The 18,978-nt window shown below is 61.3% G+C and carries 20 protein-coding genes; 10 read left to right on the top strand and 10 right to left on the bottom strand.

All coding sequences use genetic code 11. The features are described from left to right. Positions 1 to 88: 88 nt before the first annotated feature. Complete coding sequence (gene polA, locus BM017_RS03970; protein ID WP_092241418.1) at positions 89 to 2,866, bottom strand: DNA polymerase I; 2,778 nt, start codon at positions 2,864 to 2,866, stop codon at positions 89 to 91. A 74-nt stretch (positions 2,867 to 2,940) separates the two neighbouring features. On the opposite strand from polA, the gene BM017_RS03975 reads away from it, so the two are divergent. Both BM017_RS03975 and BM017_RS03980 read left to right on the top strand, forming a co-directional pair. Next, positions 2,941 to 3,231: a DUF2782 domain-containing protein gene (locus BM017_RS03975; protein WP_071490948.1), complete on the top strand. Its 291-nt coding sequence runs from the start codon at positions 2,941 to 2,943 to the stop codon at positions 3,229 to 3,231. Between the two features lie 56 nt (positions 3,232 to 3,287). After that, a complete protein-coding gene (locus BM017_RS03980; protein ID WP_092241420.1) occupies positions 3,288 to 4,241 on the top strand; it encodes a homoserine kinase in 954 nt (317 codons plus the stop codon). A 66-nt stretch (positions 4,242 to 4,307) separates the two neighbouring features. Here the strand turns inward: BM017_RS03980 and BM017_RS03985 are convergent, their stop codons facing one another. Beyond that, positions 4,308 to 5,237 carry a zinc ABC transporter substrate-binding protein ZnuA gene (locus BM017_RS03985; protein WP_092241422.1) on the bottom strand — a complete coding sequence of 310 codons (930 nt, stop codon included), beginning with the start codon at positions 5,235 to 5,237 and terminating at the stop codon, positions 4,308 to 4,310. A 58-nt stretch (positions 5,238 to 5,295) separates the two neighbouring features. On the opposite strand from BM017_RS03985, the gene BM017_RS03990 reads away from it, so the two are divergent. The 4 genes from BM017_RS03990 to BM017_RS04005 are packed head-to-tail and all read left to right on the top strand — an operon-like array spanning position 5,296 to position 8,101. Next, complete coding sequence (locus tag BM017_RS03990; RefSeq protein ID WP_025854323.1) at positions 5,296 to 5,778, top strand: Fur family transcriptional regulator; 483 nt, start codon at positions 5,296 to 5,298, stop codon at positions 5,776 to 5,778. Then, on the top strand, positions 5,778 to 6,563 hold the full coding sequence (gene znuC, locus BM017_RS03995) for a zinc ABC transporter ATP-binding protein ZnuC (protein ID WP_092241423.1): 786 nt from the start codon (positions 5,778 to 5,780) through the stop codon (positions 6,561 to 6,563). The genes BM017_RS03990 and znuC overlap by 1 nt, the downstream gene beginning before the upstream one ends. Beyond that, complete coding sequence (znuB, locus tag BM017_RS04000; protein ID WP_071490944.1) at positions 6,556 to 7,344, top strand: zinc ABC transporter permease subunit ZnuB; 789 nt, start codon at positions 6,556 to 6,558, stop codon at positions 7,342 to 7,344. Before znuC ends, znuB begins: the two co-directional genes overlap by 8 nt. Before the next feature lie 37 nt (positions 7,345 to 7,381). After that, positions 7,382 to 8,101 carry a PA5502 family lipoprotein gene (locus BM017_RS04005; RefSeq protein WP_092241427.1) on the top strand — a complete coding sequence of 240 codons (720 nt, stop codon included), beginning with the start codon at positions 7,382 to 7,384 and terminating at the stop codon, positions 8,099 to 8,101. Between the two features lie 101 nt (positions 8,102 to 8,202). Here BM017_RS04005 and katE read toward each other — a convergent pair whose 3' ends face one another. Further along, entirely contained in the window at positions 8,203 to 10,332 is a 2,130-nt protein-coding gene (katE, locus tag BM017_RS04010) for a catalase HPII (protein ID WP_092241429.1), read from the bottom strand. A 265-nt stretch (positions 10,333 to 10,597) separates the two neighbouring features. On the opposite strand from katE, the gene BM017_RS04015 reads away from it, so the two are divergent. The 3 genes from BM017_RS04015 to BM017_RS04025 are packed head-to-tail and all read left to right on the top strand — an operon-like array spanning position 10,598 to position 13,101. Continuing rightward, positions 10,598 to 11,605 carry a methionine ABC transporter ATP-binding protein gene (locus BM017_RS04015; protein ID WP_092241434.1) on the top strand — a complete coding sequence of 336 codons (1,008 nt, stop codon included), beginning with the start codon at positions 10,598 to 10,600 and terminating at the stop codon, positions 11,603 to 11,605. Beyond that, entirely contained in the window at positions 11,605 to 12,279 is a 675-nt protein-coding gene (locus BM017_RS04020) for a methionine ABC transporter permease (RefSeq protein WP_010207814.1), read from the top strand. Before BM017_RS04015 ends, BM017_RS04020 begins: the two co-directional genes overlap by 1 nt. Positions 12,280 to 12,330: 51 nt before the next feature. Continuing rightward, complete coding sequence (locus tag BM017_RS04025; protein WP_092241435.1) at positions 12,331 to 13,101, top strand: MetQ/NlpA family ABC transporter substrate-binding protein; 771 nt, start codon at positions 12,331 to 12,333, stop codon at positions 13,099 to 13,101. A gap of 144 nt (positions 13,102 to 13,245) precedes the next feature. On the opposite strand, the gene BM017_RS04030 is transcribed toward BM017_RS04025, so the two are convergent. From BM017_RS04030 to BM017_RS04050, 5 genes are read right to left on the bottom strand one after another with little or no spacing between them, the layout of a single operon-like run. Then, the gene (locus BM017_RS04030) at positions 13,246 to 13,881 is read right to left on the bottom strand and encodes an SCO family protein (protein WP_071490939.1); all 636 of its coding nucleotides are present in this window, start codon (positions 13,879 to 13,881) and stop codon (positions 13,246 to 13,248) included. After that, positions 13,878 to 14,777: a heme o synthase gene (gene cyoE, locus BM017_RS04035; RefSeq protein WP_071490938.1), complete on the bottom strand. Its 900-nt coding sequence runs from the start codon at positions 14,775 to 14,777 to the stop codon at positions 13,878 to 13,880. Before cyoE ends, BM017_RS04030 begins: the two co-directional genes overlap by 4 nt. Continuing rightward, positions 14,765 to 15,844: a COX15/CtaA family protein gene (locus BM017_RS04040; protein ID WP_092241437.1), complete on the bottom strand. Its 1,080-nt coding sequence runs from the start codon at positions 15,842 to 15,844 to the stop codon at positions 14,765 to 14,767. Before BM017_RS04040 ends, cyoE begins: the two co-directional genes overlap by 13 nt. Before the next feature lie 10 nt (positions 15,845 to 15,854). Beyond that, complete coding sequence (locus BM017_RS04045; RefSeq protein WP_092241439.1) at positions 15,855 to 16,439, bottom strand: hypothetical protein; 585 nt, start codon at positions 16,437 to 16,439, stop codon at positions 15,855 to 15,857. After that, positions 16,405 to 17,169: an SURF1 family protein gene (locus BM017_RS04050; RefSeq protein ID WP_092241441.1), complete on the bottom strand. Its 765-nt coding sequence runs from the start codon at positions 17,167 to 17,169 to the stop codon at positions 16,405 to 16,407. Before BM017_RS04050 ends, BM017_RS04045 begins: the two co-directional genes overlap by 35 nt. A gap of 28 nt (positions 17,170 to 17,197) precedes the next feature. Between BM017_RS04050 and BM017_RS04055 the strand changes: the two genes are divergently transcribed. Continuing rightward, positions 17,198 to 17,401: a twin transmembrane helix small protein gene (locus BM017_RS04055; RefSeq protein WP_058424417.1), complete on the top strand. Its 204-nt coding sequence runs from the start codon at positions 17,198 to 17,200 to the stop codon at positions 17,399 to 17,401. 6 nt (positions 17,402 to 17,407) lie between these two features. Here BM017_RS04055 and BM017_RS04060 read toward each other — a convergent pair whose 3' ends face one another. After that, positions 17,408 to 18,295, bottom strand: coding sequence for a cytochrome c oxidase subunit 3 (locus tag BM017_RS04060; protein ID WP_071490935.1), 888 nt, complete (start codon positions 18,293 to 18,295; stop codon positions 17,408 to 17,410). 35 nt (positions 18,296 to 18,330) lie between these two features. Further along, positions 18,331 to 18,882 (bottom strand): cytochrome c oxidase assembly protein, encoded by a 552-nt coding sequence (locus BM017_RS04065; RefSeq protein WP_071490934.1) that lies wholly within the window; start codon positions 18,880 to 18,882, stop codon positions 18,331 to 18,333. Positions 18,883 to 18,978: the final 96 nt, after the last annotated feature.

An 18,978-nucleotide genomic window follows, 5' to 3' on the forward strand; every position in this document is an offset into this window, starting at 1 on the left:
AAGTCAGAAAAACTATTTGAAATAACCAACGGCGATTTCCGCACTAAAGCACTCTGCCACCACACAGCGCGGTGGCAGCGCCCGCACGTCAGTGCGCTTCATCCCAGTTATTGCCGACGCCCACTTCCACCAGCAGCGGCACGTCCAGCTTCGCGGCCGCACTCATATGCTCGCGAATCTTTTCGCTGACCTGCGCGACCTGATCTTCGCGCACTTCCAGTACCAATTCATCGTGCACCTGCAGGATCACCTTGGCATCCAGGCCCGAATCGGTCAGCCAGTTGTCCACCAACACCATGGCTTTCTTGATGATGTCGGCCGCCGTGCCCTGCATCGGCGCGTTGATCGCGGTGCGTTCAGCGGCCGCGCGCTCCTGGGGCTTGTTGGAGTTGATCTCGGGCAAGTACAGGCGACGGCCGAAGAAGGTTTCCACGTAGCCTTGATCAGCGGCCTGGGCGCGGGTGCGCTCCATGTACTCGCGAACCCCCGGATAACGGGCGAAATACACATCGATGTAGGCCTTGGCCGTCTTGGTATCGACGCCGATGTCCTTGCCCAGCTTCTGCGCGCCCATGCCGTAGATCAGACCAAAGTTGATCGCCTTGGCACTGCGGCGCTGGTCGGAGGTGACCTCGCCCAGCTCAACCTTGAACACCTCGGCCGCCGTGGCGGTGTGCACATCCAGGTTGTGACGGAAGGCGTTCATCAAGCCCTCGTCCTTGGACAGGTGCGCCATGATCCGCAGCTCGATCTGCGAATAGTCCGCCGCCAGCAGCTTGTAGCCCTTGGGTGCAACAAACGCCTGGCGAATCCGCCGCCCTTCGGCGGTACGCACCGGGATGTTCTGCAGGTTCGGATCACTGGAAGACAAGCGCCCGGTCGCCGCCACCGCCTGGTGATAGGAGGTGTGGATACGTCCGGTACGCGGGTTGATCTGTTCCGGCAGGCGATCGGTGTAGGTGCTTTTCAGCTTGCTCATGCTGCGGTACTGCATCAGCACCTTGGGCAGCGGATAGTCATCCTCAGCCAGCTTGGCCAGCACTTCTTCGGCGGTGGAGGCCTGGCCCTTGCCGGTTTTCTTCAGCACCGGCAGGCCGAGTTTTTCGTAAAGAATCGCGCCGAGCTGCTTGGGCGAACCGAGGTTGAACGCCTCGCCGGCGATCTCGAAGGCTTGGCGCTCCAGTTCGACCATCTTGTTGCCCAGCTCGATGCTCTGGATACCCAGAAGGTCCTTGTCCACCAGTGCACCCTGGCGCTCGATACGGGCCAGCACCGGCACCAATGGAATCTCGATATCCGTGAGCACGCTCGCCAGGCTCGGGATGGCCGTCAACTGTGCAAACAAAGCCTGGTGCAGACGCAGGGTCACATCGGCATCTTCCGCCGCATAAGGGCCGGCCTGCTCCAGGGCGATCTGATCGAAGGTCAGCTGCTTGGCGCCCTTGCCGGCGATGTCCTGGAAAGCAACAGTGTCGTAGTCCAAGTACTTCTTGGCCAGGCTGTCCATGTCGTGACGGGTTGCCGTGGAGTTCAGCACATAGGACTCAAGCATGGTGTCGAACGCAATGCCACGCACGGTAATGCCCTGCGCCGGGTCGCCGCCGATAGCGCAGTTGGCCAGGATATTCATATCGAACTTGGCGTGCTGGCCGACTTTGAGCTTGGTCGGGTCTTCCAGCAGCGGTTTCAGAGCCAGCAGGACGGTGTCGCGGTCCAACTGCTCCGGCGCGCCGATGTAGGAATGGGTCAACGGGATGTAGGCCGCTTCATGGGGCTGCACGGCGAAGGAGACGCCGACCAGCTGCGCCTGCTGGGCATCGATACCGGTGGTTTCGGTGTCGAAGGCAAACAACTTCGCGTCGTTGAGCTTCTTCAGCCAAAGGTCGAACGTCGCCTGATCGAGGATGGTGGTGTAGGTGGCCTCTGCCGGTGCTACTGCCTCGACGGCTTGCTCGGCAACCGGCGCAGCCTTGAGTTCCACGCGTTTGGCATCGCGCTGGACCTCATCAATCCAGCTCTTGAACTCCAGCAGCGTGTACAACTCCAGCAGCTTCTCGCGATCCGGCTCGATCAGGTGCAAATCATCCAGACCGATATCCAACGGTACATCGCACTTGATCGTCGCCAACTGGTAGGAAAGAAAAGCACTCTCCCGATGTTCTTCCAGCTTGGCCGGCAACGTCTTGGCGCCTCGGATAGGCAAGGTCGGCACAATATCCAACTGCTCATAAAGCTCTTTGATGCCGCCGTTCACGCCGACCAGCAAGCCGGAAGCGGTCTTCGGACCGATACCCGGAACACCCGGGATGTTGTCGGACGAATCGCCCATCAGCGCCAGATAGTCGATGATCTGCTCGGGAGCGACACCGAATTTCTCCTTCACGCCCTCGATGTCCATCGCGCTACCGGTCATGGTGTTGACCAAGGTAATGTGCCCGTCGACCAGTTGCGCCATGTCCTTGTCACCGGTGGAGATCACCACGGGGCGGGCAGCCGCCGCACTGCTGCGCGCCAGGGTGCCGATCACATCGTCGGCCTCGACGCCTTCGACGCACAGCAACGGGAAGCCCAGCGCGATCACGCTCTGGTGCAACGGCTCGATTTGCACGCGCATGTCATCGGGCATGCTCGGGCGGTTGGCCTTGTATTCGGCGTACATGTCATCGCGAAAGGTCCCACCCTTGGCGTCGAACACCACCGCGAACGGGCTGTCCGGGTACTGCTTGCGCAGGCTCTTGAGCATGTTCAACACGCCCTTGACCGCGCCGGTGGGCAGGCCTTTGGAAGTGGTCAGCGGTGGCAATGCGTGGAAGGCACGGTACAGATACGAAGAACCGTCCACCAGGACGAGGGGTGCTTGGCTCATGAGCAGAATCAACCTTTTCGGCGGGTCAGGCGCTAGAATAGCCGGACCAATGACGACAAAGGGACAAGGTTATCATGCGTACATTCAATCGCCTGCTGTTGACTGGCTTGATTGCACTCGCTCCGATGGCTGCCGTGGCGGCAGACGATGCGCCTGGGGGCGATCCGGAAGTGACCATTCGCACGGAAGGCGACAAGACCATTCAGGAGTACCGCCAGAACGGTTTCCTTTACGCAATCAAGGTCATCCCGAAGGGCGCACCTCCTTATTTCCTGGTGCGCGCGGACGGAACCGATGCGAACTTCATCCGTTCTGACCAGCCGGATATGCTGATCCCGTCATGGAAGATCTTCGAATGGAAATGATTTCTTAACTTCAATTGGCGCCGCGCACCGCGGCGCCCGTACTGGCAGTTTTAACCATGTCTGTGTTCACCCCCCTGGCTCGGCCCGAGCTGGAAACCTTTCTCGCCCCTTACGGCCTCGGCCGCCTGATCGACTTCCAGGGGATTGCCGCCGGTAGCGAAAACACCAATTTCTTTATCAGCCTGGAGCAGGGTGAGTTTGTCCTGACCCTGGTCGAGCGTGGCCCGGTTGCGCAAATGCCGTTCTTCATCGAACTGCTCGACGTACTCCACGACGCCGACCTGCCGGTGCCCTACGCCCTGCGCACCACCGACGGCGTGGCCTTGCGCGAACTCAAAGGCAAACCGGCACTGCTGCAACCGCGCCTGGCCGGCAAGCACATCAAGGACGCCAACGCCCAGCACTGCGCCCAGGTCGGTGACCTGCTGGGCCATCTGCACCTGGCGACGCAGGGCGAGAGAGTCCTCGAGCGCAAGACCGATCGCGGCCTGGACTGGATGCTCAGTGAAGGCGCGCAACTGATTTCGCACCTGAACGCCGCACAGCAACGCCTGTTGCAGGATGCTCTGACCGAGATCGCAGCGCACAAGGCCGAGATCCTCGCCCTGCCACGCGCCAACGTGCACGCCGACCTGTTCCGCGACAACGCGATGTTCGAAGGCACGCACCTCACCGGCCTGATCGACTTCTACAACGCTTGCTCCGGCCCGATGCTGTACGACGTGGCGATCGCCCTGAATGACTGGTGCTCGGACGCCGATGGCGTGCTTGATGGGCAACGCGCCAGGGCCTTGCTGGGAGCGTATGCAGGGCTGCGGCCGTTTACCGCGAAGGAAGCCGAGCTGTGGCCGACGATGTTGCGCGTGGCCTGTGTGCGATTCTGGCTGTCACGCCTGATCGCGGCTGAATCCTTTGCGGGACAGGATGTGCTGATCCACGACCCGGCGGAGTTCGAGCATCGACTGATGCAGCGTCAGCGGGTCACCGTGCAACTGCCATTTGCCCTCTAAAAGCCTGTGAGATCAAAAAGTGTGGGAGGAGGCTTGCCCCCTCCCACATTTGGTCGTCGTTTGCTGTCAGAGCGATTCCAGGCAACCCGCCAAGTCGTTGCCCAACTTATCCAGCACTTGCTCGTAGCCTTGAGCGGTAGCCGGGGTATAACCCCCCAGCGCATCCAACTCTGCCAACTTCACCGGCAACCCGGCCACCAGCGTTTCAGCCAGGCGCGGACGCAACGGCGGTTCACTGAACACGCACGTCTTGCCCACTTCCTGCAAACGGGTACGCATCGCCGCGACATGCTGGGCGCCAGGCTGGACTTCAGCGGCCACGCTGAACACGCCGGCATGCTTGAGCCCATAAGCGTCTTCGAAGTAATCGAAGGCTTCATGGAACACGAAATAGGGCTTGCCATCGATCGGCGCAAGACGGGCTTTCAGGCGAGCATCCAGGGCATCCAGGCGCTCGTCGAAGGCCTTCACGTTGCTCTGGTAACGCGAGGCATTAGCCGGATCGGCAGCAGCCAGGTCAGTGGCCATGCGTGCAGCAATAACCCGTGCGTTGATCGTGGACAGCCACAAGTGCGCGTCCAGGCTGCCTGGGCGGTGATCGTGGTCATGTTCGTCGGCTTCATCGGCGTGGGAGTGGCTATCTTCGGCAAAACGGCGCAGCTTCATGCCCGGCAGGTCCTGCACTGCTACCGTTGTTGCCGTACGACCTTTCAACACGCGCGGCAGGAAACTCTCCATGTCCGGGCCGATCCAGTACAGCAGGTCCACCGACTGCACACGCCGTACGTCGGATGGTCGCAACGCATAGTTATGCGGCGACGCGCCCGGTGGCAACAACACCTCCGGAACCGCCACGCCGTCCTGCACCGCCGCAGCAATCAACTGCAACGGCTTGATGCTGGTCAACACCTTGACCTCGGCCTGAGCGGCGCCAGCCATGAACAAACTGGTGACAAATACGACAAAAACGGGAAAAAGTCGGGACACGATGACCACTCAATGGCGTAGGAACGGGTAACATAATAACGTCTCTATCAAATATCTGTCGCCGCTCATGCCTAAAACACCGCTTGCCAGCCGTCCCCACGACCACTCTCACTGCGTGCATACCGCGCTGTCGGAAGCCGACACCCTGTGCACACAGAAGGGTCTGCGCCTGACCGCACTGCGCCGCCGCGTGCTGGAATTGGTGTGGCAGAGCCACAAGCCGCTGGGCGCCTACGACATTCTCGGCGTGCTCAGCGAGCAGGACGGCCGCCGCGCCGCGCCGCCCACCGTGTACCGCGCACTGGACTTCCTGCTGGAAAACGGCCTGGTGCACCGCATCGCCTCGCTTAACGCCTTTGTCGGCTGCAGCCACCCGGAACACGCGCACCAGGGCCAGTTCCTGATCTGCCGCGAGTGCCACGCCGCCATCGAGCTTGAACAAAAAAGCATCAGCGACGCCATCATCAAGAGTTCTGCCGAGGTCGGCTTCCGGGTCGAAGGGCAAACGGTCGAAGTGGTCGGCCTGTGCTCGGGCTGCCAGGGGGCTTGATGAGCAACGCGTTAATCCGCCTGGAGCAGGTCGGGGTCACGTTCGCCGGGCAAAACGTGCTGGATAACATCGCACTGAGCGTGGAGCCGGGGCAGATCGTTACCCTGATCGGCCCCAACGGCGCCGGCAAGACCACCCTGGTGCGTGCCGTGCTGGGCCTGCTCAAGCCCGACACCGGCAGTGTGTGGCGCAAGCCCAAGCTGCGCGTCGGCTACATGCCGCAGAAGCTGCATGTCGATCCAACCTTGCCATTGTCAGTCCTGCGCTTCCTGCGCCTGGTACCCGGCGTAGACCGTGCCCGCGCCCAGGCGGCGCTCAGGGAAGTCGGCGCCGAACAGGTGATCGACAGCCCGGTGCAAAGCATTTCCGGCGGCGAAATGCAGCGCGTGCTGCTGGCCCGCGCCCTGTTGCGCGAGCCGGAACTGCTGGTGCTGGACGAGCCCGTGCAGGGCGTCGACGTCGCCGGCCAGGCCGAGCTGTACAGCTTGATTACCCGTCTGCGCGACCGCCATGGCTGCGGCGTATTGATGGTGTCCCACGATTTGCACCTGGTGATGAGCACCACCGACCAGGTGGTGTGCCTCAACCGCCACGTGTGCTGCTCGGGCCATCCGGAACAGGTCAGCGGCGACCCGGCGTTCGTCGAGCTGTTCGGCAAGAACGCCCAGAGCCTGGCGATCTACCACCACCATCACGACCACGCCCACGACCTGCATGGCGCCGTCGTCGATGACCCCGCCGCCCCTCATACCCACGTTCATGGAGATAGCTGCAAGCATGGCTGATTTTCTGCTCTACGCCCTGCTGGCAGGCTTGGCTTTGGCATTGGTGGCGGGCCCGTTGGGCTCGTTCGTGGTCTGGCGGCGCATGGCCTATTTTGGCGACACCCTGTCGCACGCCGCGCTGCTGGGCGTGGCCCTGGGCTTTCTGTTGGATGTAAGCCCGACCATCGCCGTGACCGTTGGCTGCCTGTTATTAGCGGTACTGCTGGTGACCCTGCAACAGCGCCAGCCCCTGGCCTCCGACACCCTATTGGGCATCCTGGCACCCAGCACCCTGTCCCTGGGCCTGGTGGTGCTGAGCTTCATGCATGAAGTGCGCATCGACTTGATGGCCTACCTGTTCGGCGACCTGCTGGCGATCAGCCCCGGCGACCTTGCGTGGATCCTCGGCGGCAGCGCGGCCGTACTGGCGCTGCTGGTCGCGCTGTGGCGCCCGCTGCTGGCGATTACCGTGCACGAAGAGCTGGCCACGGTAGAAGGCTTGCCCGTGCCGGCCCTGCGCATGGCCCTGATGTTATTGATCGCCGTGGTGATCGCTGTCGCGATGAAGATTGTCGGCGTATTGTTGATCACGTCGCTGCTGATCATTCCTGCGGCCGCTGCCCAGCGCCACGCCCGCTCACCGGAGCAGATGGCGGTGGGCGCCAGCCTGCTGGGGATGCTCGCTGTGTGCGGGGGCCTGGCGTTGTCCTGGTTCAAGGACACGCCGGCCGGGCCGTCGATTGTGGTCACGGCCGCCGCCCTGTTTCTGCTGAGTTTTGTCCTGCCCCGTCGAGGGGTGTAGACTTGCTCGCTTTTTGCGCAAATAGAGAGTCGCAGGAATGAAGCCGTTCACCTCCCGTTATCTGCTCCTTGCCGCATTTTCCCTGCTGCTGGGCGCCTGTCAAAGCACACCGCCCGCCGCCCCCGAGGCCCCGGACGCACGCGCTGCGGCCATCGCACAGCTGGAACAAAACCTGGCCAGCAGCGAACTGGCCACCGCAGAAGACCAGCTAGCGGCGCTGCAAGCCCAGTCGTCCAACGACCCGGCGCTGGAAACCTACCAGCGGCAGTTGGCTGAAGCCTACTTGCAACGCAGCCAGATCGTGCTGCAAAAGGGCGACGTAAACGCTGCGGCGACCGCCCTGAGCCGTGCCCGCGCCCTGATGCCCAAGGCACCCGCGCTGACCGGTGGCGTCAACAGCGCCATCAGCCATGCGCGCAAGGCCGAACTGGACAAAGCCGAAGCCGACCTGAAAGCCGCCGAGGCCAAGCCCGCCGCCAAGGTCATCGACCCCACGGCGCCCAGCACCACCGTGGCGTTGAACCTCACCAACATCGAAGAACTGCGCCATCAGCTGGATGCAATTGCCACCGACGTGGTGAATTACCAATGCGATGTGAGCATCCAGGCGCCGCGCACAGAGGATTACCCGTGGCTGGCCACGTTGCTGACCAAACGGGTGAAGCGAATTGATTCGGGGTATGACCTGAAGATTCACCGGCAGATTCTGAAGAAGATTCCGGCGCAGGTTGTGCTTATTCCGCGCAAGGCGGAATAAAACCATCGGCGGCAAGCCCCTCCCGCACTTTGAATGTATTCACAGCTCAAAATGTGGGAGGGGGCTTGCCCCCGATGACGATCTAACAAACAACCAAAGACTTAAGCCGGAATCGCCTTGGCCTTAGGCTCACGATCCCAGACCCGGTGCTGGGCAATCGCGGCAAAGAATGCCTTGAACGCCTTGGCATCCGACCCGACGATCAGTCCCGCATCCGCCTCAAGCTTCAACAGATCCAGCAATGACTTAGCGTCGTTGGCGACGGTAATCGCCTTCAAGTGCTTGTACGCTTCCAACAGGAAGTGCAACGCCACGCCATCACCACTCAAGGCTTTAACAGAGTGTTTCCCGCCAGGGACAAATACCGCATCGAACGCAATCGACGGCATACCTTCCATGGAGGCATCCACCTTCAGGCTTTTACCATCAGCCGTTTTTACCGGTGCCGAGGTTGGCCCCAGCAGCTTGGCATGTGCGCCCTCGGCTTCCAGTGCCTTCTTCAACGCATCAATTGCAGCACCATCAACGCCGTTCGCGGCAAGAATCGCCACTTTTCGCGTTTTGATATCACCCGGCAGCAGGTTTGCCTGGCTCAATGCCGGCGAACGTTCCGGCTGGGTTTTACGGACAGGCACCGTGCCTTGGGTCGGCGCGGGCAGCCCCAGGTTCTGCGCCACGCGCTTGGCCAGTTCCAGGTCGATGTTGGCCAGGATCTCGTTGACCTGACGCGCGCGGATAAACTCGCGCTCGACCTTGCCCAGCTCAAAGCTGTAAGCCGCAATGATGTGCTCCTGTTCGTGCTTGCTCATGCTGTGGAAGAACAGACGCGCCTGGGAGAAGTGATCGCCGAACGACTCGCTGCGCTCACGGATCTTGTGCGCGTCGATGCGCTCAGGGTAGGACTCAAAACCACCATCCTGCGCAGCCGGTGGCGTTTCCTTCGGCCAGCCGCCATCGATGGAGTTCGGCTCATAAGAGGCTCGCCCTTTATCGATGGTGCTGCGGTGCATGGCATCGCGCTGGTTGTTATGCAGCGGCGTCACCGGTTGGTTGATCGGCAACTGATGAAAGTTCGGCCCGCCGAGTCGGCTGATCTGCGTGTCGGTGTAGGAAAACAGCCGACCTTGCAGCAGTGGATCGTTGGAGAAGTCGATACCCGGCACGATATGGCCTGGGCAGAACGCGACCTGCTCGACTTCAGCGAAGAAGTTGTCCGGGTTGCGGTTGAGCACCATCTTGCCCAGCGGCGTGATCGGCACCAGCTCCTCAGGGATCAGCTTGGTCGGGTCGAGGATATCGAAGTCGAACGCATGCTCCTTTTCCTCGGGAATCACCTGCACGCCCAATTCCCACTCAGGGTAGTCGCCCATCTCAATGGCTTCCCAAAGGTCGCGGCGGTGGTAGTCGGTATCTTTACCGGCCAGCTTTTGCGCTTCGTCCCACACCAGCGAGCAAGTACCCGCCGTAGGACGCCAGTGGAATTTTACGAAGTTGGATTTCCCCTCGGCGTTCACCAGGCGGAAGGTGTGCACGCCAAAACCCTGCATGCTGCGCAGGCTCTTTGGAATGGCACGGTCAGACATCGCCCAGATCACCATGTGCGCCGATTCAGGCTGCAACGAGACGAAGTCCCAGAAGGTATCGTGCGCCGACCCGCCTGTAGGAATTTCATTGTGCGGCTCGGGCTTCACGGCGTGCACGAAGTCAGGAAACTTGATCGCGTCCTGAATGAAAAACACCGGCATGTTGTTGCCCACCAGGTCGAAGTTGCCTTCTTCGGTGAAAAACTTCACGGCAAAACCGCGTACATCACGCACCGTGTCACCCGAACCACGCGGGCCCTGCACAGTGGAAAAGCGGGTGAAGACCGGCGTTTTATGTCCAGGGTCACGCAGGAAACCAGCCTTGGTCAGCGCCGAATGGTTCTCGTAGGTCTGGAAATAGCCATGGGCACCGGTGCCACGGGCATGCACGATGCGCTCCGGGATACGCTCATGGTCAAAGTGCGTGATTTTTTCACGCATGATGAAATCTTCCAGCAGCGATGGGCCACGGGAGCCCACTTTCAGGGTGTTCTGGTTGTCGGAAATCTTGACGCCCTGATTGGTACGCAGGGCCTGACCGGTCGCATCGGAGCGGAAGGCCTCCAGGGCCTGCAGCTTGGCGTTGGTGTTACCACGATCCAGGGTGTCGGTGCCCGCTAGCTCGCTCTTTGGCTTTTTGCTACTCATCAGTCAAAACTCCTTATTCAAAGTGGCCAGAGCGGTCCCCGGCTCGTTTGAGCAAAACCCCAGGCACGGCACCTGGGAAATCGAGTTGCTTAAGTAGTGACTGACGCGGTTTTGTACCGTTCCTTTTTTATGACCTTTGATCGCGTTATTGCCAAATCGCTGGTTGAATACGAAATAAATGCTAAGAAACGCTATACAGACAGGCTAAAATGCGCGCCCGGCTAACCGCTGATCCCTTTTCCATGCGCCCCACAAGGTTCGCTACGTGATCGAGTTTCAAAACGTCCATAAAACCTACCGCGTCGCCGGTAGGGATATTCCCGCGCTGCACGCCACCAGTCTGAGTGTCGAAAACGGCCAGGTGTTCGGCCTCATCGGCCACTCCGGCGCGGGCAAAAGCACCCTGCTGCGCCTGATCAACCGCCTCGAAGAACCGAGCGGCGGCACCATCAGGGTAGATGGCGAAGAAGTCACCGCCCTGGACGCCAACGGCCTGCGCCGTTTCCGCCAGCAGGTCGGGATGATCTTCCAGCACTTCAACCTGCTGGCGTCCAAGACCGTCGCCGACAACGTGGCACTGCCACTGACCCTGGCCGGCGAATTGTCGCGCAAGGACATCGACCTGCGCGTCGCAGAACTGCTCGCCCGCGTCGGCCTGTCGGACCACGCCAAAAAGTACCCGGCGCAGTTGTCCGGCGGCCAGAAACAACGCGTCGGCATCGCCCGCGCCCTGGCGACCAAGCCGAAGATCCTGCTGTGCGACGAAGCCACCAGCGCCCTCGACCCGCAGACCACCGCCTCGGTGCTGCAACTGTTGGCCGAGATCAACCGCGAGCTGAAGCTGACCATCGTGCTGATCACCCATGAAATGGACGTGATCCGCCGTGTCTGCGACCAGGTGGCCGTAATGGACGCCGGCGTGATCGTCGAGCAAGGCTCGGTGGCCGATGTATTCCTGCACCCCAAGCACCCAACCACCAAGCGTTTCGTGCAAGAGTCCGAGCAGGTCGACGAAAACGAGCAACGCGATGACTTCGCTCACGTACCCGGCCGCATCGTGCGCCTGACGTTCCAGGGCGAAGCGACCTACGCGCCACTGCTGGGCACCGTCGCCCGCGAAACGGGCGTGGACTACAGCATCCTCGCCGGTCGTATCGACCGCATCAAAGACATCCCTTACGGGCAATTGACCCTCGCCGTCACCGGTGGCGACATGGAAGCTGCGTTTGCGCGCTTCACCGCTGCTGACGTCCACATGGAGATCCTGCGCTAATGGACGTCCTGTTGAGTTTCTTCGCCAATATCGACTGGTCCGAAATCTGGCTCGCCACCGGCGACACCATGACCATGCTGTTCGGCTCACTGTTCTTCACCGTAGTGCTGGGCCTGCCCCTGGGCGTGCTGCTGTTCCTCACCAGCCCGCGCCAACTGTTCGAACAGAAGGGCCTGTACGCGCTGCTGTCGCTGATCGTGAACATCCTGCGTTCGCTGCCGTTCATCATCCTGCTGATCGTGATGATCCCGTTCACCGTATTGATCACCGGCACTTCGCTGGGTGTGGCTGGTGCGATTCCGCCATTGGTGGTGGGCGCGACGCCGTTCTTCGCACGCCTGGTGGAAACCGCGCTGCGTGAAGTGGACCGCGGCATTATCGAAGCCACGCAATCGATGGGCGCCAGCACGCGCCAGATCATCACCAACGCCTTGCTGCCCGAAGCGCGCCCAGGCATTTTCGCGGCGATTACGGTGACCGCGATTACACTGGTGTCCTACACGGCCATGGCCGGTGTGGTGGGTGCCGGCGGCCTGGGTGACCTGGCGATCCGTTTCGGTTACCAGCGTTTCCAGACTGACGTGATGGTGGTCACGGTGGTGATGCTGTTGATCCTGGTGCAAATTCTGCAAACCGTCGGCGACAAGCTGGTGGTGCACTTTTCTCGAAAATAACGGCCATTGCCGGGGATAAGCCGGCACATGCCCGAACAAGGAGCTTGTTGGATGAAGAAACTACTGGTTGCTTTCGCCGCCGTTGCCGCGTTTTCCGCCCACGCCGAGACCATCACGGTCGCGGCTTCGCCGGTCCCACACGCGGAAATCCTCGAATTCGTGAAACCTGCCCTCGCCAAAGAAGGCGTGGACCTGCAGGTCAAAGTCTTCACCGACTACGTGCAGCCGAACGTACAAGTCGCGGAAAAGCGCCTGGACGCCAACTTCTTCCAACACCAGCCGTACCTGGATGAATTCAACAAAGCCAAGGGCACCCACCTGGTGAGCGTCGGCGCGGTGCACCTGGAACCCCTGGGCGCCTACTCCAGCAAGTACAAGAAGCTGGACGAACTGCCAAGCGGCGCCAATGTGGTGATCCCCAACGACGCCACCAACGGCGGCCGGGCCCTGTTGCTGCTGGCCAAGAACGGCTTGATCACCCTGAAGGACCCGACCAACATCCTGTCGACCATCAAGGACATCACCGCCAACCCGAAAGGCCTGAAATTCCGCGAACTGGAAGCCGCCACCCTGCCGCGCGTACTGACCCAGGTCGACCTGGCGCTGATCAACACCAACTACGCGCTGGAAGCCAAGCTGGACCCGTCCAAGGATGCGCTGGTGATCGAAGGCAGCGACTCGCCTTATGTGAACATCCTGGTGACCCGCGAAGACAACAAGGACTCGGACGCCGTGAAGAAGCTGGTTGCAGCCCTGCACACGCCTGAAGTGAAGCAATTCATCGAAGAGAAGTACAAAGGCGCGATCAAGCCGGCGTTCTGATCTGATTCGATCTCCAACACGCTGAAGATCAAAAAATGTGGGAGGGGCTTGCCCCCGATTGCTGAGTGTCAGTCACTGCATCTGGTGGCAGACCCACTGCTATCGGGGGGCAAGCCCCCTCCCACATTTGTTATGTGTCGCCTGTTACTGACGCTTCAACAACCCCGGCAACTGCGCCACCAGCTTCTGGTTGTTCAACGGCGCACGGATGAACCCGCGCTGAGTCCCATCCGGCCCGATCAATGCCAGGTTGCCGCTGTGGTCGACGGTGTAGTTGGGCTTGCTGGTATCCGCCGGAATGAACGGAATGCTCACCGCATTCGAGACCTTCTGCACCTCCTCCACATTCGCGCCCGTCAGGCCCTGGAACTGCGGGTCGAAGTAGCCCAGGTACTGTTTGAGCTGGGTCGACGTATCGCGGTTCGGGTCCACACTGACCAAAATCACCTGCAACTTATCCACAGCCTCTTTAGGCAGCTCGCTCTTGATCTGGCGCAGCTGGGCGAGGGTAGTCGGGCAAATGTCCGGGCAGAAGGTGTAGCCGAAGAACAATAGGCTCCACTTGCCTTTCAATTCGTTGACCAGCACCGGCTGGCCGTCCTGGTTGGTCATGGTCACCGGCGGCAACTGACGGCTTTGCGGCAACAGGATGATACCTGCGTCGATCAGCGCGGTAGGGTCGCCCTGGCCCTTGCCCGAGAGCACTTTGTTAACGGTCAGGCCCATGATCAGTGCCACCAGGGCCACCAGGATGAAGACAGTCTTTTGAGTTCGAGTCATAGGTTCAACAGTAAGTAGTGGTCTACGAGCAGGGCGATAAACAGCAGCAGCAAGTACCAGATAGAGTACTTGAAGGTGTTGATCGCCGCGTGCGGCCGACCGCCACGGTACAACACCCAGGCCCATTGCAGAAAGCGCCCGCCCAATACCAGGGCGCAGCCGAGGTACAGCAGGCCGCTCATGTGGATCACATAGGGCATCAGGCTCACCGCCAGCAGGGCAAAGGTGTAGAGCAGGATATGCACCTTGGTGTAGTGCTCGCCGTGGGTCACCGGCAGCATCGGGATATCGGCCTTGGCGTATTCTTCCTTGCGATGGATGGCCAAGGCCCAGAAGTGTGGCGGGGTCCAGGCGAAGATGATCAACACAAGCAGCAGAGGCTCGGCGCTGACATGCCCGGTGACGGCGACCCAACCCAGCAAGGGCGGCGCTGCACCGGCCAAGCCGCCGATAACAATATTCTGTGGCGTCGCACGCTTGAGAAAACCGGTGTAGATCACCGCATAGCCGAGCAGCGAGGCCAGCGTCAGCCAGGCTGCGAGCGGATTGGTGAATGCCAGCAACAGGGCCAACCCGGCAACAGCCAGAAACAAAGCAAAGGCCAACGCCGCCAGCGGTGACACCCGGCCCTCCGCCAACGGCCGCTTGTGAGTGCGCGCCATTACCGCGTCGATGCGTCGGTCCACCACATGGTTGACCGCCGCCGCGCCGCCTGCACACAGGGCAATCCCCAGGTTGCCAAACACCAGCACGGTCCACGGCACACCAGCGCGAGTCGCCAGGAACATCCCCACCAGCGAGGTGATGAGCATCAGCACCACCACCTTGGGCTTGGTCAGCTCCAGATAATCACGCCAGATGGCCTGGCCGTGACGTGCGCCGATCAAGGTCGCCATGGCATCTCTCCTTTAAGGGTAACGAGGCCCGATACGTGTTTGCGTGGAATAAAGCGCCAGCCGAACGGCAACTGGTTGCGCACCCGGACCAGACTGGTGCGCGCGTGATAGTTGACCAGTACCAGCGTCAGTAATAACGCCGCACCGCCCGCGTTATGCCCTACCGCAACCGGCAGCGGCAGGTGGAAATACACATTGCTCAGGCCCAGGCAGATTTGCGCCGCCAGGGCGATCAACAGCAAGCCGGCCAACCGCGTCATGCCGACTGCGCGCAACTGCCAGGCCAGGCCTAGCAGCACCAGGCTGACGATGACGGCGCCGATGCGGTGGGTCAGGTGGATGGCGGTGCGCGCCTCGCTGTCCAACTGCCCACCGAGGTAATTGGGGCCGATGTGTTGAGTCAGGTGGAAGCCGTTGGCAAAGTCCGCTGCCGGCCACCACTGCCCATGGCACGTTGGCAAATCGATACAGGCCACCGCCGCGTAGTTGGAACTGACCCAACCGCCCAGGGCAATCTGGCCGATCACCAGCACCAGGCCTGCCGTCGCCCAATATTGCAGGCGCTTGGGCACGATCAGCGCGGGCAATACGCCGGACAAACGCAGGGTCAGCAGGAACAGCAGGCTCAAGGTCGCAAAGCCACCCAACAGATGCCCCGTCACTACCTGCGGCCACAGCTTCAATGTCACCGTCCACATGCCAAATGCCGCCTGGGCGAACACCACCGCCAGTACAAACAGCGGCAGCTTCACCGGCTGGCCCGGATCGCGCCGATGGCTCCACGAACGCGCCGCCAGCAACACAATCAGCAAGCCCAGGGTGCCAGCGAAGTAGCGATGGGTCATCTCGGCCCAGCCCTTGTCCGCCTCCACCGGCGTATCGGGGAAGTGCAGCTCGGCGTGGGCCAGTTGGGCTTCGGTGTTGGGCACGCCGATGAAGCCATAGCAGCCGGGCCAGTCCGGGCAGCCCAGACCCGCATGGGTCAGGCGGGTATAAGCGCCGAGCAGCACAACGATCAGCGCCAGCAAGGTGGCAAACAACGCGAGGCGAAATCCAGGTTTGGCCATGACGATGCCCCTATCCGATGTTCGACAGTTTCAGCAGGTGGCGCAGGTCGTTGAGCAAGTCCTTGCCTTTGACCTTGGTGTCATAGCGCAGCACCAGGTTGCCGTGGGGGTCGACGATCCACAGCTGAGCATCCCCCGGTGCAGCGGCGTTTTTACTGAAGGTCGACAGATCCAGCGGGTAGCGTTGCAGTTGCGGGTACTCGGCCTTGAGCTTGGCGTCATAGTCGCTGTCCAGCGGCTGCGCACTGGCCAGGGCATGGCTGGCGCGGGAGGCATCGCGCCCCAGGCCAATCTGCAATTGACGCGCAAGGTAGACCAGTTGCTGGCAATCGGCGGCGCAGGCGGCGGGCGCGGTGACCAGCAGTTGCCAGCGCTGCTCATCGGCCGGCACGCCAATGTCGGCGCGGGTCTGGCCGTTGCCGATCATCTCGCCGTGGTAGCTGCGGCTTTGCGGCACCCAGAACTGCAGCTTGTACATGAAAGTGGCCAGCGCCATCGGGCCGATCACCATCATCAGGATCAGAATCAGTTGCCAACGGCCTTTGCGCCGATCAGGCACCTCAGACATGTTGGGTGGATTCATGGCCGCTCCCATGGGGCTTCTCCTTTTTGTTGTGCCATCCGAGGTAGAGGTAAAGCGCCAGCAACGCCAGCGACATGGCGAACCACTGCACGGCATACGCCAGGTGTTTTTCCGGCCCCATGGCCACGATGGGCCAGCTGGTTTCGTAAGTGCCGGGGCCGGGCTCGGCACGTAGCTCATAGGCGAAACCGCTGCGGCCCAATTGCGCCCACAACGCGGCAGGGTGCAGCGCCGTCAGCAGGCGTGGCCATTGCGCGCTGACGGGGTCGGCGTGCAATTGGAAGGTTTCGCCAGGGGCGACGTAGACCCAGGCATCCAGATTCATGAGCTGCTCCGGGGTACTGAATACCGGTGGCGTGCGCCGGTCCGGCCAGGGTAGCCAGCCGCGATTCAGCAACAGCCACAGGCCGCTGGCCTGATCGTGGAAGGGTTGCAGCAGCTCTACGCCGGCCTTGCCGTCGCGCATGCGGTTATCGAGAAACACGCTGTGCCCGGCATCCAACTGCCCGCGCAAGCGCACGCGGCGAAAGGCCGGGTCGGCCATGTCATTGAGTTGCGCACTGCTGATCGGCTCCGCTGCGCGCCGCTCGGCATAACTGTCCACCAGCAGCTGCTTTTCATGGCCGCGCGACAGTTGCCAGAACCCCAACCCCACCATCAGGGGCAGCAGTACCAGCACCACTAAGGTGGGTGCGATCCCTGGACGAAAGCGTTTTGCGGCGCTGGCTATACTTGTTTTCATTGCCCGCCCATCCCCGTGGAGCCCGACCATGCTCAAAGCTGCTATTGCCCTGATGCTGATCGCGACCGTCGTGAGCCTGTTCAGTGGCTTGTTCTTCCTGGTCAAGGACGAGGGCAACTCCAACCGCCTCGTCAACGCCCTGACCGTGCGTGTCGTACTGGCCGTGATCACCCTGGCCTTGATCACCTGGGGCTTTTTCAGCGGCCAACTGGTTTCTCATGCGCCGTGGTAAGCCGCCTCACAGCACGTAAACGAAGAAAAACAGCCCGATCCACACCACGTCCACAAAGTGCCAATACCAACTGGCCGCCTCGAAGCCGAACTGGTGCTCGGCATTGAAATGCCCCTTGAGGATGCGCATCAGCATCACGAACAGAATGAGGGTGCCGATGGTCACGTGGGCGCCGTGGAAGCCGGTGAGCATAAAGAACGTCGCGCCATACACGCCGGAGCCCAGCGTCAGGCCCAGCTCTTTATAGGCGTGGATGTACTCCTCGGCCTGGAACCCCAGGAACGCCAGCCCCAACAGCACCGTGATCGCCAACCAGATCTTCAACGCACCGCGATGACCTTTGCGCAGGGCATGGTGGGCGATGGTAATGGTCACGCTGGAGCTCACCAGCAGGATGGTATTGACCAGCGGCAGACCCCACGGGCTGATGGTGCCTTCAGGCGCGGGATACATTTTGGGGTCAGGGTTGTTGAGCAACGGCCAGGCAAACTCGAAGTTCGGCCACAGCATGTGCGCAATGCCCTTGTGACCCTCACCGCCCAACCACGGGCCGGACATGTGCCGCACATAAAACAGCGCACCGAAGAACGCGATAAAGAACATCACTTCGGAAAAGATGAACCAGGTCATGCCCCAACGGAACGAACGGTCCATCTGCGAACTGTACAAACCGGCGCGGCTTTCCTTGATGACCGCACCGAACCAACCAAACAGCATGTAAGCCAGCAGCAGCCCACCGACAAAAAAGATCCACGGGCCATGGGATTCCGGGCGTGCCGCCTTGAGGTCGTTGAACCACACAGCCAGTCCATACACGGTGACCAGCATGCCAATCGTGGCAATTATCGGCCATTTGCTTTGCGCTGGTACGTAGTACGTATCATGAGTCGACATGTATTCGCTCTCCTGATTGAGGGGGCAAACAGTAGCTAGCCGCCGGTATGCACAGCCACCGGCGGTTGGCGCGCAGTGATATCGAACAGCGTGTACGCCAGGGTCAGATGCTTCACATCCTTGGGCATGTCGCGGTCGACGATGAAGCGCACCGGCATTTCGATCCGCTGGCCCGGCTGCAGCACTTGCTGGGTGAAGCAAAAGCATTCGGTCTTGTGGAAATACATCGCCGCTTCGGCCGGGGAAATGCTCGGTACGGCCTGGGCAGTCATCGGCTTGTCGGTCGGGTTGTGGGCCACGAACAGCATCTCGGTCACCGCGCCCGGATTGACCACCACTTCGTCCGCCTTGGCATAGAAATCCCAGACCATGTCGATGGCATTGGTAGACAGGAACTGCACGCGCACCTGGCGCGTCGGGTCGACAACCTGCTCGCCCTCATACTGCCCGGCGGTCTTACCGTTGATGCCGAACGCCTTGCACATCACGTCGTAGATCGGCACCAGCGCAAAGCCGAAGGCGAACATCGCCACCACCAGGATCAGCAGCCGTGTGACCAGGCGCTTGATCGGCAAGTATTCAGCCATGACGCCCACCCAATGTGAATGAGGCCATTGTGGGAGGGGGCTTGCCCCCGATAGCTGTTTTACAGCCAATCATGATGTCGGCTGACACACCGCCAT

The organism is Pseudomonas sp. NFPP04 (genome assembly GCF_900113815.1).
GTDB classification, from domain to species: Bacteria; Pseudomonadota; Gammaproteobacteria; order Pseudomonadales; family Pseudomonadaceae; genus Aquipseudomonas; species Aquipseudomonas extremorientalis.